The following is an 11,988-nucleotide window of genomic DNA, read 5'->3' as shown; positions in this document are numbered from 1 at the left end:
GCAAATTCGGATGTTTGGTTAAGGAATATGGATTTTTTAGCATGGAAACGCCGGGATGTCACGCATAGCTTATGTGCATCGATTTGCGGTTGTTGAACCAGGCTCCCACCGGTTTCACCATTTCGCCTTTCCGTTTCAGGACGCATTCCGGGAATGCGCGTCAGGAGATTTTCATGAACAACCGGACCATAAACGAGCTTGAATATGTGCCGCGCAAGACAGAGCCGGATGCGAAATGGGCGGCCGTGGTTTCGCTTTCGCTCGGCGTTTTCGGGCTGGTGACGGCGGAATTCCTGCCGGTCAGCCTTCTCACGCCGCTTTCGGCCGATCTCGCCGTCAGCTCCGGCATCGCCGGTCAATCCATCACCGTTACGGCGCTGGTCGCGGCGGTCGCCGGCCCCGGCGTCGTCATCGGCACACGCAGCATCGACCGCCGCTGGACATTGCTTGGGCTGACCACGCTGCTGATCATTTCCAGCACGCTGGCCGCCTTCGCCAACGGTCTTTTCATGCTGTTCGCCTCGCGCGTCCTGCTCGGCATCGGCCTTGGCGGCTTTTGGGCCATGTCGGCGGCGCTGGCGCTGAGGCTCGTGCCGCTTGAGAAGATGCCGCGCGCCATGGCCATCATCCTGACAGGGGTTTCGGTCGCCACCGTCTGTGCAGCGCCGGTGGGCGCGTGGATCGGCGCGACGCTTGGCTGGCGCTCGGCCTTTGTGGTTGCGGGCGCGCTCGGTGTCATCGCACTTTTCGTGCAATTGCTCACCGTTCCGTCGCTGCCGCCGGCTGGCGCACCCGGTCTTTCCACCATGTTCCGCCTGTTGCAGCGGCCGCAGGTGCGGATCGGCCTTCTGACGACGCTGTTCATCGTTGCGGGTCATTTTGCCGGCTTCACCTATGTCCGTCCGTTCCTGGAAGATGTGACGCTTCTTGGCGTCGAGGCGATTTCCCTCGTCCTTCTGGTTTATGGTGTCGGCGGCTTTTTCGGCAATCTTTTCGGCGGTTTCCTCTCCGAGAAAAACACGGCATGGGCCGTGACATTTGCGGCGACTCTCATCGCGGCATCGGCCTCCGTTCTGGTCGTGGCGGGTGCGTCGCCCCTGATTGCCGGCCTTGCCATCGCCTCCTGGGGCTTCGCCTTCGGTGCGCTTCCGGTCAGTGTGCAGAGCTTCATCACGCGCGCCGCTTCCGATGAAGCGGAAAGCGCCGGTGCGCTGCTGCTCACCACGTTCCAGATCGCCATTTCCAGCGGTGCGGTTCTGGGCGGCCTGCTGATCGATCTTCAGGGGGCGACGATGGTTTTCGTCTTCGTGGCGATTGCCGCCCTTCTCGGCGCATCGCTGATGGCGTCGCGCCGTGGCGTGGTGCCGCAGGTCGAGGCATCGCAGGGGTAATTGGTTGGAGAAAACGGACCCGCATCCCTGCGGGTCCTCCTCCTCCTCAAACCGTCTTGATCGCCTTCTGCGTCCGGTCTTTACCGACCTCGATCACGTGGCGCATGGCTTTCACCGCCGCATCCGCGTCACGCGCTGCAATGGCGTGGACTATGCGCAGATGATTGGACGCGATTTCGGCGATGGTACCAGGCGAAGCGGCCGGCGACGAGAGCTGGAAGGAAATGGCAAGTGCTGCTTCGATCAGCCCGCTTGCCGAGCGCATGAAGGGGTTGCCGGACATATGCGCCACGGCGAGGTGGAATTCGAGATCGACTTTGGCGATGCTTTCCGGCGTATGTTTCGGATTGTCGAACTTTGCAGCGATGACGTAAAGCGAAACGATATCGTCATTGGAGGCCTGCAGGGCCGCTGCTGCTGCCGCTGCCGGCTCCAGCGCCAGGCGGATCTCCGCCAGATGCGTGACGAATTCCTGGTCTATGCCGGCTTCGCAGCGCCAGCCCAGCACATCCGGATCGAAGAAGTTCCAGCTCGAGCGGTCGAGAACGCGGGTGCCCACTTTCGCCTTGGGCTCCACCAGCCGCTTGGCCGCCAGCGTCTTCATGGTTTCGCGCAGCACGGTGCGCGAGACGCCGAAGCGCATGGAGAGTTCCGCGTCATTGGGCAACAGGGAGCCTTCCGCAATTCTGCCCGAGACGATGGCGCTGCCGAGTTCGGAGACCACATGGGCGTGGCTGTTCCGGCGTTTTCGCCCGCTTATCGTCGTTTCGAGCAGCCCCAAGCAAGCCTCCCTTGGTGGTTATGCCGGGTGTGGCCCGGCCAGTCTCCTGTTTGAATACCAGATGATTGCGCGCTGCAACACGATGAAGACGAAAAGCAGCACACCGATGACGATTTTCGTCCACCAGGAGGACAGCGTCCCGTCAAAAACGATGTAGGTCTGGATCAAGCCCTGGATCAGAAGGCCGATAAAGGTTCCCGCCACCAGCCCCGTGCCGCCAGTTAGCAACGTCCCGCCGATCACGACCGCGGCGATGGCGTCGAGTTCAACGCCCACCGTCGCCAGCGAATAACCCGACGAGGTGTAGAGCGTATAGACGATGCCGGCGAGGCCGGAGAGAAAGCCGGACAGCGCATAGATGCCGATGGTCGTCGCGCCGATCGGCACGCCCATCAGCTCGGCGGATTGCGGGTTGCCGCCGAGCGCATAGACATTGGCGCCGAAGCGGGTGCGGCTGGCGATCAGCATGCCGGCGGCAAAGACGAGAAGCATCAGCATGGCGAGCGCCGTCAGCCTGCCGCCGCCGGGGAAGCGGTAATAAAAGCCCTGTATCGCATCGATGAACGGATGCGAGATCGGCACTGATTGCGTCGAGATCAAATAGGCAGCCCCGCGCGCCAAAAACATGCCGGCCAGCGTCACCACGAAGGGCGGGATGGACAGGAAACGGATCATCGCCCCCATCAGGCAGCCGAACAGCGTCGAGACCACCAGCACGATGGCGAAGGCCAGCAGCGGATGGATATTATAGGTGCCGACCATGACTGCGACGAAGACGCTGGTAAAGGCGATGACCGAACCGATGGAAAGATCGATGCCGCCCGACAGGATGACGAAGGTCATGCCGACGGCCGCGATGCCGAGGAAGGCATTGTCGGTCAAGAGATTGCCGATCACCCGTGTCGACAGGATCGCCGGATATTGCAGCACGCAGAGAAGATAGGCGATCACGAAGATCGTCAGCGTGGTGAGGAAGGGCAGGTTGCGGCTGTGGATCATCGCGCGGTTCCTTCCTTGGTCATGCCATTGGTGGCCGCCGGTTTGACGTGCGGCTTCGGCGCTTTCACGAAACCGAGGACGGCCATGATCGCCGGTGATTGCAGCGTCAGCACCACCATGATGATGCCGGCCTTGATGATGAGGTTGAATTCCGGCGGGAAGCCCGAGACGAGAATGCCGGTATTGATGGTCTGGATGATCAGCGCGCCGATCAGCGAGGCGGTGATGGAGAAGCGCCCGCCATTCAGCGAGGTGCCGCCGATGACCACCGCAAGGATCGCGTCGAGCTCCAGCCACAGCCCGGCGTTGTTAGCATCCGCGCCGCGAATATCGGCGGTGACGATCATGCCGGCGATGGCCGCGCAAAGGCCGGAAACCGCATAAACGAAGAACAGCAGGAAGCGGGCCCGCACCCCGGCCAGCGCTGCGGCGCGGCGATTGATGCCGGTCGCCTCGATCAGGAAACCGAGCGCGCTCTTGCGCACCAGAAGGCCGATCGTGAGCGCCGCCGCAACCCAGATGATGACCGGCAGCGGAATGCCTGCGAACGAGCCGGAACCGATGGCGGAAAAGCTGTCATTGTTGAAGGTGAGAATGACGCCTTCAGTGATGAGCTGGGCGATGCCGCGACCCGCCACCATCAGGATCAGCGTGGCGATGATCGGCTGTATGTCGAGAAGGGCGACCAGCACGCCGTTCCACAACCCGCAGGCAATGCCCACCGCAAGCGAGATGACGATGACCGAGGGAATGGAATGGCCATTGCTGATGAGCGTGGCCGCGACCGCGCCGCAGATGGCGATGACGGCGCCGATGGACAGATCGATGCCCTTGGTGGCGATGACCAGCGTCATGCCGATGGTCAAAAGCGCGACCGGTGCGGCACGCACGAGAATATCCACCAGACTGCCATAGAGCCTGCCGTTCTGGAACGAGACATGCAGGAAACCCGGCGAAAGGATTGTTATCGCTGCCAGAATGATGAAGAGCGCGGCAAGCTGCGGCGCAAGCCTTTTCAGCCGTCGTGTCACTGCTGCCATCATGCCGCCTCCGTTTTTGCCGCATCGGCAATCGCCCGCATGATGTTGTCGGCGGTCACGTCGCCGCCCTTCAACTCACTGACATGACGGCGGTCGGAAAGCACGACGACACGGTGGGCCACGGCGGTGAGTTCTTCCAGTTCGGAGGAGATGACGACGAGCGACATGCCTTCGCTGCAGAGTTTTTCGATCATTTTGAGGATTTCCGCATGCGCGCCGATATCGATGCCGCGTGTCGGCTCGTCGAGGATCAGCAGCCGGGGGTGGGTGGCGAGCCAACGCGCCAGAATGGCCTTCTGCTGGTTGCCGCCGGACAGGAATTTGATCGGCCGGTCGGGGTCGGCCGGGCGGATATCCAGCGACTTGATGAAGCTTTCGGCCAGTTCCGCTTTCTGCCGGCGCGACAGCGGCCGGGCCCAGCCCTGCCGGGCCTGAAGCGCCAGCGCGATATTGTCGGTGACGGAAAAGTCGCCGATGATGCCATCGGTCTTGCGCTCTTCCGGACAGAAACCGAAACCGGCGGTAATGGCGGCTTCCGGCGAAGAAATCGCCACCGTCTGGCCGTCGATGACAGCCTTTCCGGTATCCGGCCGGTCGATGCCGAACAGCAGGAAGGCTGTTTCCGTCCTGCCCGAACCCAGCAGCCCGGCGACGCCGACGATTTCGCCGGGGCGGATGCCGAGATCGAAGGGGGCGATGCTGCCGCGTTTGCCATAACCTTCGAAACGGATCGGCGGCTCGCCCTCGGCAACCGTATCTTCGGTCGCCTGATGTTCATGGGTGATGTGCTGAAGCTCGCGGCCGAGCATCATCGAGATCAGTTCGGAACGGGGCAGGCTACCGATATCGCGGGTGCCGACAAGGCGGCCGTTGCGCAGCACCGTCACCCGGTCGGCTATGTCGTAGACCTGATTGAGGAAGTGGGTGATGATGACGATGCCGATGCCGCGTGTGCGCAGGTTTCTCAAGACGCCGAACAGCATCTCGACCTCGTGGGCATCAAGGCTGGCGGTTGGTTCGTCCAGCACCAGCACCTTGCCGGAAAGATCGACGGCGCGGGCAATGGCGATGATCTGGCGGATGGCGACGGAATAGCTGGAAAGCAGCGCGTTGACGTCGATGGACAGCCCGTACTGGGCAAGCAGCGCCTGCGAATTCTTCTGCATCGTGCTGCGGTCGATCAGCCCGAAGCGGCGCGGCTGGCGGCCGAGAAACAGGTTTTCGGCTACCGTCAGGTTTTCGAGAAGGTTCACTTCCTGATAGACAGTGCCGATGCCCAGCGCCTGAGCCTCGCCGACATTGGTGGGCGAAATCTCGCTACCTTCCAGAAAGATCGAACCGCTGTCGCGGTGATAAACGCCGGTGAGAATTTTGATCAGCGTTGATTTGCCTGCGCCGTTTTCGCCGAGCAACGCGTGGATTTCACCGCGCCCGAGCGAAAAATCGACGCCATCAAGCGCCGTAATCCCGAGAAAGGATTTGCCGATGGCGCGTGCTTCCAGAAGTGGTGCCGTTTCGGACATTGAGCAGGTTCCGCATGAAAAATGCCATGATGGAGCGGCACGAACGACGCGCCGCTCCTTCCGAAGAATGGGTTGTCAGTAACCCAGACCCTTCTTCGCCTCGTAGACCTTCATCGGGTCGTCGGATGCCGTGTAGAGCTTGGATTCGGTCTGAATCCACTTCGGCGGGGCCTTCTTGTCCTTCAGATAGGCTTCGAGCGCGTCGAAGGCGGGGCCGGCCATGTCGGGCGTCAGTTCGACGGTGGCGTTGGCTTCGCCGGCTGCCATGGCCTTGAAGATATCAGGCACGGCATCGATGGAAACGACCTTGATGTCGGTTCCGGGTTTCAGGCCGGCTTCCTTGATCGCCTGGATCGCGCCGACGGCCATGTCGTCATTGTGAGCGTAGACCGCACAGATATCCTTGCCGCCGCCTTCGGCCTTGATGAAGCTTTCCATCACTTCCTTGCCCTTGGTGCGGGTGAAGTCACCCGTCTGCGAGCGCGCGATCTTGATGTTCTTGTGCGAGGCAATAGCCTCTTCGAAGCCCTTCTTGCGGTTGATGGCGGGCGAAGAGCCGGTTGTGCCCTGCAATTCAACGACCTTGCAGTCCTTGGAGCCGACATCCTTGACCAGCCAGTCGCCGGCAACCTTGCCTTCATGAACCTGATCGGAGGTTACGGCGGTGAGGTAAAGATCGTCCGAAGCCTCGATCTGGCGGTCGAGCAGGATGACAGGGATTTTTTCTTCCTTGGCTTCCTTCAGCACGGCGTCCCAACCGGTTGCGACAACCGGAGCGATCAGGATCGCGTCGACGCCCTGCGCGATGAAGCCGCGAACGGCCTTGATCTGGTTTTCCTGCTTCTGCTGCGCGTCGGCGAATTTCAGCGTGACGCCGCGCTTCTCCGCCTGCTGCTTGGTGACGGTGGTTTCAGCCGCACGCCAGCCGGATTCCGAACCGATCTGCGAGAAGCCGACGGTAAGCGATTGTGCGGAAACACTGGATGCAAGGCATGCGGAAACGGCGACAGTGAATGCCGCAAGAGCTTTTCTCATCTTATCCTCCCAGAGATGATGTCAGCGTGACGGCGACACTATGAGCATATAGTAATACTCTTGAAAAGTGGTTTTTTGGCCTTTTCGCAATTTGGCTTTCGCCAGTTACGGCGAAATTTTGTCATAAAATATAATGAATCAATGGTTTGTGCGGAAATCAATTGCGCTCTTTTCCTGTCTGAACATGCCGAAAATGGCCCATGACGTGGCTTGACAGGCAATGACGGCATCTAATAGTAATACAAATAAAGAGATCGGACTGAGGCGGAGTGCCGGGCCATCGGGCCAGCCGCATTCCGGCAAGGCAGGGAGGAAGAGGCCGTTGCGCGACACCGGTATCATCGTAAATGCCGAAAAATATTCGGCTAAAGCCGCAGAACAGCTCCAAATCACTCGTCTGGGGCTGCTCTGTCGGTTATGCGTGATCTCCGAAAGCTGATTCCATTTTCCTTGCGCACAACATAAGCTTGTCGCATTTCGTAATATTTTACCGTTGGCCACTTCCGGCTGGAGACCCGCATCATGACTACATCCGACAATCTTCCCGCAACCCAGGGCAAGGGAGGCAAGCTTCGCTCGCGCGCGTGGTTCGACAATCCCGCCAACGCGGATATGACCGCGCTTTATCTCGAGCGTTACATGAACTTCGGTCTGAGCCAGGCCGAGCTTCAGTCCGATCGCCCGATCATCGGCATTGCCCAGACCGGTTCGGACCTTTCGCCCTGCAACCGTCACCATCTGGAACTGGCAAACCGCCTGCGTGAAGGCATCCGCGAAGCCGGCGGCATCGCGATCGAATTCCCGGTCCATCCGATCCAGGAAACCGGCAAGCGCCCGACGGCCGGCCTCGACCGCAACCTGGCTTACCTCGGCCTCGTGGAAGTGCTTTATGGCTATCCGCTCGATGGCGTCGTGCTGACCATCGGCTGTGACAAGACCACGCCTGCCTGTCTTATGGCGGCGGCTACCGTCAACATTCCGGCCATCGCCCTTTCCGTCGGCCCCATGCTGAACGGCTGGTTCCGTGGTGAACGCACCGGCTCCGGCACCATCGTCTGGAAGGCGCGCGAACTTCTGGCGAAGGGCGAGATCGACTATCAGGGCTTCGTCAAGCTCGTCGCCTCGTCGGCGCCGTCCACCGGCTATTGCAACACCATGGGTACGGCAACAACCATGAACTCGCTGGCCGAAGCGCTCGGCATGCAGCTTCCCGGCTCCGCCGCCATCCCGGCCCCTTACCGTGACCGTCAGGAAGTTTCCTACCTCACCGGCCTGCGCATCGTTGAAATGGTCAAGGAAGACCTGAAGCCATCAGACATCATGACCAAGGACGCCTTCATCAACGCCATCCGCGTCAATTCGGCCATCGGCGGTTCCACCAACGCGCCGATCCACCTCAACGGCCTTGCCCGCCATGTCGGCGTCGAGCTGACCGTGGATGACTGGCAGACCTATGGTGAAGACGTGCCGCTGCTCGTCAACCTGCAGCCGGCCGGTGAATATCTCGGCGAGGATTATTATCATGCCGGCGGCGTGCCCGCAGTCGTCAACCAGTTGATGAACCAGGGACTGATCATGGAAGACGCCATGACCGTCAACGGCAAGACCATCGGCGACAATTGCCGCGGCGCGATCATCGAGGACGAGAAGGTCATCCGCCCCTATGAGCAGCCGCTCAAGGAGCGCGCCGGCTTCCGCGTGCTGCGCGGCAACCTGTTCTCCTCCGCCATCATGAAGACGAGCGTGATCTCGGAAGAGTTCCGCAACCGTTACCTGTCCAACCCGAACGACCCGGAAGCCTTCGAAGGCCGCGCCGTGGTGTTCGACGGTCCGGAGGACTACCATCACCGCATCGACGATCCGTCGCTGAAGATCGACGCCAACACCATCCTCTTCATGCGCGGCGCAGGCCCCATCGGTTATCCGGGTGCCGCGGAAGTGGTGAACATGCGCGCGCCGGATTATCTTCTGAAGGAAGGCGTCAATTCGCTGCCCTGCATTGGCGATGGTCGTCAGTCCGGCACGTCGGGCAGCCCGTCCATCCTCAACGCTTCCCCGGAAGCGGCGGCCGGCGGCGGCCTCGCCATCCTGCAGACGGGTGACCGCGTCCGCATCGATGTGGGTCGCGGCAAGGCGGATATCCTGATTTCCGGCGAGGAATTGGCCAAGCGTTACGAGGCACTGTCGGCTGAGGGCGGCTACAAGTTCCCGGACCACCAGACGCCATGGCAGGAAATCCAGCGCGGTATCGTCAGCCAGATGGAAACCGGCGCGGTTCTGGAACCGGCGGTCAAGTATCAGCGCATCGCCCAGACCAAGGGCCTGCCGCGCGACAACCACTAAAGGCAAGGCCGTTTCGGCCGGCCGCTTCTAAAAATCGGCTAAAAATCAGCCCCGGGGCGTCGTCCCGGGGCTGAATATTTTCGGACATTCGATAAGCGTCGCTCTTCAAAACCGCCGCTATCTTCCGGGCATGTGGCGTGTACAGCGCCTCGTCGCCCGCCTGCCTAGTCCTTCGAATAGGAGAGCGCCTTTCCCAGATAAGGCAGGAAGAACATGTAGAGCCCGCTGCCGATAAGCAAAGTCAGCGGAATAAGCGGGGCATAAACGATCACCGGCGGTGTCGGGCCGAAAGCCATCGAAGCGAAGTTCGCCAGAATGGTGATGGTCAGCAGAATGCCCAGCCACCGATGGCTCTGCCTTATCCATTTTTGCAAGATCAAAGTCGCCCCCGAGAAAAAGCATCCATGATGGAATGTGACACACGGTTGCCTCAACGGGCCTGGACGAGCTTCCAGCCATTGCCGGAAGGGTCGCGGAAACTCGCATCCACAGAGCCGTAGCGGGAAATCGGTTCCTGGGTAAATTCGACGCCGCGTTTGTGCATGGCGTCAAAGGCCTTCTGACAATCCTCGACCACCAGAACCAAAGGCGGCATGGCGCCCTTGGCCACGGCTTCGTTCAGATCCTGCGCCGTTGCCTCGTCAACGGTCGGGGCCTGTGGCCGAAACAGGCCGAGCTGGAAATCCGGCTGGTCCGGATGCTGCACGGTCAACCAGCGATAATCGCCGTTGCGTGCGTCCGTATGCACACGAAATCCAAGTTTTTCGACATAAAATTGCAGCGCCTCGTCCTGGTCATGAACGTAAAGCCCGACGACTTGAACACCATTTTTCATGAGCTATCTCCCTTTCACTCATCGTGCCTACCGCCTTTCGCCTGTCGGCGCTTCTCCGAAACTGCGATTGTGAGATGGGGGCGATGGGCGGCGCTGACGAAGCAATGGGGAACCTGTTCGAGATCGGCAGGCGAAAGCCGCATCTGTCGCCGCACTTCGCTCGGGTTCTCCCCGGTTACATCGCGGAAGACGCGGCCAAATGTGCCGATGCTGTTCCAGCCGGTCTGCAAGGCGATGTCGATGACTGGAAGGTCGGTGTCGCGCAAAAGCGCCACGGCGCGCTCCACCCGGCGGGTCAGCAGATAGCGGTGAGGGGGTATGCCGAAGGCATCGCGAAACGATCTTGCAAAATGCGCCTGCGAGGCGCCGCTGACTTTTGCAAGGCGTGAAACGGGCCATGCCTCATGCGGTGCCGCGTCCATATGATCCCTGGCGCGCAACAGGCGGCGCAGGAGCAACACGTCTCTGTTTGCAGAGTTCTTTTCATTTCCAGACGGCATGTGGCAATCATTGAATGAACCTGCCGTCCTTTGGCAAGGTTCATGCCGGCGAGCCGTTGCGGATGATCTAGATCACCGGATAAAGCGACCAGAAGAACAGTTCATATTCCTGGTCACGGTCGTCATCATGCTGTTCGTCGTCCGGTCTGCGTGGTGTCTTGTCCTGAAACTCGGTCTCCACCCGCTCATTGACGACGGGCATCCTTCGGCCGATGCCAAAGAGGTCAAAGGAGAGCATGTTGAACCCTGCTACCATGGCCATTTCCCTTCTTCACGCGAGTTAACGTAGCGTTAAGTTTCGCGCGTTGCCATGATTTCGTCAAGATTGGCCGAGGAATTTGTCTACCATTTTTAACAACAATGTCGTGACTGACATTCCGCCGCTGCCGGATTTGGCGCAATGAACGTTTATTAGCGGCGTTAAACGCCGTTCGAAGGGGCGTCAGAATAGGCTTTTTCAGTCGCTTCCAGTGCGGAATCGGTATCTGCGGCATGGCCGAGGCTTTTCAGGGCGCTGGAGAAGGCCGCGATATTGGCTTTCACCGCCTCCGGATGCGCCCTCCGACCGGTGTGATTGAGCCTTATCAGCCGTTCCGCGCCGGGGCCGACACCGGCGGAAAGATCCGCGCCCTGCTTTTTGGATGCGGCCGCGAGAAACGCTCCGGCTTCCACGGTATCCGGCAGGATCGCCGTGGAAACGAGGGCGGAGGCGTGTGCCTCTTCCACCCAGGTCGGAATACCGAGCGCCCTGATGCCGTTCCGGGTGGCCGCGGCCGCTCTTTCATGGCGTTCATTGGCAGATGCCAGACCTTCCGCCTCTATCCGGTCGAGGGCGGCCTCCAGCGCGTAGAATTCCAGCGGAGCGGGCGTTCCGGGCAGTGCGCCGCGGCCGGTATCGAGCCAGAGTTTCTTCTGGTCCAGAAGCGAGAGCATGGAGTTTTCCGGCGCCCTACCATGGGAAAGAAGCTCCCACGCTTTTTCGCTGACGGAAATGGCGGAAACCCCGGCCGGGCCGGCCAACGCCTTTTGCGGGCCGATGACGGCGATATCGATGCCCAGCCGGTCGACCTCGAAGGCATGGCCGCCGATGGAGGCGACGGCATCGACGAGCGTGACGATACCTTTTTCCCGAGCGAGCGCGGCAATGGCGGGCAGGGGGTTGAGAATACCGCTCGCGGATTCCGCATGGACGATGGCGAGAAGATCGAAGCCCTGGCCCTCGTCCAGCGCCCGTTCCACCTCCTCCAGCGTGACCGGCTTTGCCGGACTGGCGGTCAGGTTGCGCACCGTCGCGCCGCCTCTCGCGAGCCAGCCGCCGAACCATGCGCCATAGGGGCTGGTGACGATATTGAGCGCTCTAAGGCCCGGTCGGGCAAGGCTCGTCGCCGCCGCCTCAAGCGCCAGCACGGCTTCCGCCTGTATGAGAAGGACGTCGTTCCCCGTGCCCATCAAGGCTGCCAGCCGGTCAGAAAGAATGGCGTAACGCTCCGCGGGAAAAGCGGGCGGGTCGAGCAGCAATGCATAATCCGGAACGGGCATGT

General features: G+C 60.9%; 12 protein-coding genes. 2 read left to right on the top strand and 10 right to left on the bottom strand.

Features of this window, described 5'->3' with window-relative positions:
• Positions 1–173 precede the first annotated feature (173 nt).
• Entirely contained in the window at positions 174–1,391 is a 1,218-nt protein-coding gene (locus tag O3W47_RS00950) for an MFS transporter (protein WP_269312723.1), read from the top strand.
• A 46-nt stretch (positions 1,392–1,437) separates the two neighbouring features.
• Here the strand turns inward: O3W47_RS00950 and O3W47_RS00945 are convergent, their stop codons facing one another.
• The 5 genes from O3W47_RS00945 to ytfQ all read right to left on the bottom strand — a co-directional run bounded on the left by O3W47_RS00945 (position 1,438) and on the right by ytfQ (position 6,769).
• On the bottom strand, positions 1,438–2,172 hold the full coding sequence (locus tag O3W47_RS00945) for a FadR/GntR family transcriptional regulator (protein WP_003523755.1): 735 nt from the start codon (positions 2,170–2,172) through the stop codon (positions 1,438–1,440).
• An 18-nt stretch (positions 2,173–2,190) separates the two neighbouring features.
• On the bottom strand, positions 2,191–3,171 hold the full coding sequence (yjfF, locus tag O3W47_RS00940; RefSeq protein WP_127758064.1) for a galactofuranose ABC transporter, permease protein YjfF: 981 nt from the start codon (positions 3,169–3,171) through the stop codon (positions 2,191–2,193).
• Positions 3,168–4,211 carry an ABC transporter permease gene (locus O3W47_RS00935; RefSeq protein WP_161991441.1) on the bottom strand — a complete coding sequence of 348 codons (1,044 nt, stop codon included), beginning with the start codon at positions 4,209–4,211 and terminating at the stop codon, positions 3,168–3,170. Before O3W47_RS00935 ends, yjfF begins: the two co-directional genes overlap by 4 nt.
• On the bottom strand, positions 4,211–5,734 hold the full coding sequence (locus O3W47_RS00930; protein ID WP_269312722.1) for a sugar ABC transporter ATP-binding protein: 1,524 nt from the start codon (positions 5,732–5,734) through the stop codon (positions 4,211–4,213). Before O3W47_RS00930 ends, O3W47_RS00935 begins: the two co-directional genes overlap by 1 nt.
• A gap of 75 nt (positions 5,735–5,809) precedes the next feature.
• Complete coding sequence (gene ytfQ / locus O3W47_RS00925) at positions 5,810–6,769, bottom strand: galactofuranose ABC transporter, galactofuranose-binding protein YtfQ (protein WP_020809449.1); 960 nt, start codon at positions 6,767–6,769, stop codon at positions 5,810–5,812.
• Between the two features lie 522 nt (positions 6,770–7,291).
• On the opposite strand from ytfQ, the gene O3W47_RS00920 reads away from it, so the two are divergent.
• Positions 7,292–9,112 (top strand): IlvD/Edd family dehydratase, encoded by a 1,821-nt coding sequence (locus O3W47_RS00920; RefSeq protein ID WP_137004630.1) that lies wholly within the window; start codon positions 7,292–7,294, stop codon positions 9,110–9,112.
• A 164-nt stretch (positions 9,113–9,276) separates the two neighbouring features.
• On the opposite strand, the gene O3W47_RS00915 is transcribed toward O3W47_RS00920, so the two are convergent.
• The 5 genes from O3W47_RS00915 to O3W47_RS00895 form a co-directional block, all read right to left on the bottom strand.
• A complete protein-coding gene (locus tag O3W47_RS00915; RefSeq protein ID WP_442864609.1) occupies positions 9,277–9,486 on the bottom strand; it encodes a hypothetical protein in 210 nt (69 codons plus the stop codon).
• Positions 9,487–9,542: 56 nt separating this feature from the next.
• Positions 9,543–9,947, bottom strand: a complete 405-nt coding sequence (locus tag O3W47_RS00910; protein ID WP_269312720.1) for a VOC family protein — start codon at positions 9,945–9,947, stop codon at positions 9,543–9,545.
• Between the two features lie 14 nt (positions 9,948–9,961).
• Complete coding sequence (locus O3W47_RS00905; protein ID WP_269312719.1) at positions 9,962–10,408, bottom strand: helix-turn-helix domain-containing protein; 447 nt, start codon at positions 10,406–10,408, stop codon at positions 9,962–9,964.
• Positions 10,409–10,514: 106 nt separating this feature from the next.
• Positions 10,515–10,709 carry a hypothetical protein gene (locus O3W47_RS00900; protein WP_269312718.1) on the bottom strand — a complete coding sequence of 65 codons (195 nt, stop codon included), beginning with the start codon at positions 10,707–10,709 and terminating at the stop codon, positions 10,515–10,517.
• Between the two features lie 158 nt (positions 10,710–10,867).
• Positions 10,868–11,986, bottom strand: coding sequence for a pyridoxal-phosphate-dependent aminotransferase family protein (locus tag O3W47_RS00895; RefSeq protein ID WP_269312717.1), 1,119 nt, complete (start codon positions 11,984–11,986; stop codon positions 10,868–10,870).
• Between the last annotated feature and the right edge of the window lie 2 nt (positions 11,987–11,988).

Origin of the sequence: Agrobacterium sp. LMR679 (assembly GCF_027157905.1) — a bacterium.
Classification (GTDB): Bacteria; Pseudomonadota; Alphaproteobacteria; order Rhizobiales; family Rhizobiaceae; genus Agrobacterium; species Agrobacterium leguminum.
Note: the sequence above shows the minus strand (reverse complement) of the source record. Positions and strands in the feature narration are given on the sequence as shown.

Bases quoted from the DNA above. Each gene is read 5' to 3' on its own strand.
- O3W47_RS00910 (WP_269312720.1), bottom strand. From the start codon at position 9,947: ATGAAAAATGGTGTTCAAGTCGTCGGGCTTTACGTTCATGACCAGGAC.
- O3W47_RS00900 (WP_269312718.1), bottom strand. From the start codon at position 10,709: ATGGCCATGGTAGCAGGGTTCAACATGCTCTCCTTTGACCTCTTTGGC.
- O3W47_RS00930 (WP_269312722.1), bottom strand. From the start codon at position 5,734: ATGTCCGAAACGGCACCACTTCTGGAAGCACGCGCCATCGGCAAATCC.
- O3W47_RS00895 (WP_269312717.1), bottom strand. From the start codon at position 11,986: ATGCCCGTTCCGGATTATGCATTGCTGCTCGACCCGCCCGCTTTTCCC.
- O3W47_RS00950 (WP_269312723.1), top strand. From the start codon at position 174: ATGAACAACCGGACCATAAACGAGCTTGAATATGTGCCGCGCAAGACA.
- ytfQ (WP_020809449.1), bottom strand. From the start codon at position 6,769: ATGAGAAAAGCTCTTGCGGCATTCACTGTCGCCGTTTCCGCATGCCTT.
- yjfF (WP_127758064.1), bottom strand. From the start codon at position 3,171: ATGATCCACAGCCGCAACCTGCCCTTCCTCACCACGCTGACGATCTTC.
- O3W47_RS00935 (WP_161991441.1), bottom strand. From the start codon at position 4,211: ATGGCAGCAGTGACACGACGGCTGAAAAGGCTTGCGCCGCAGCTTGCC.
- O3W47_RS00920 (WP_137004630.1), top strand. From the start codon at position 7,292: ATGACTACATCCGACAATCTTCCCGCAACCCAGGGCAAGGGAGGCAAG.